Annotated in this window: 1 pseudogene; it reads right to left on the minus strand. The window is 61.2% G+C overall.

Features of this window, described 5'->3' with window-relative positions:
* Window positions 1-330, minus strand: a pseudogene (locus E3W21_RS28720) (glutathione-dependent formaldehyde-activating protein); the annotation flags it as partial.

Here is a 330-nt window from a genome sequence, read left to right on the forward strand (position 1 = left end):
AGGCCGATCGAGCGCAGGCGCTCACGGATGGCCTTCATTTGCGCTGGCGGTGTGCCGGTTTCGATGATGGAGGACACGAACGCCGCGAATCCCGGCGCAGCCCATCCGCTCTGCGGCGAAAGCTCGGTGTGGACGAAGTCCAGGCCATAAAACGCATGGTCCTTGTTCTCGATGCGCCCGAAGAGATGGGCGTGGCACTGCTTGCAGGCGTGCCGCTGGATGGTGGCGGTTTCGTCGACAATTTCCAGTTTTTCGCCGTGGGCAATGACGCTGACCTAATCTCGAGGCACCACGCCGATGACGGCGAATGTCGCGTTTTGTGGTTTCCAG

The sequence above is a fragment of the Pseudomonas sp. F01002 genome, from assembly GCF_004402115.1.
Taxonomy (GTDB): Bacteria; Pseudomonadota; Gammaproteobacteria; order Pseudomonadales; family Pseudomonadaceae; genus Aquipseudomonas; species Aquipseudomonas frigoris.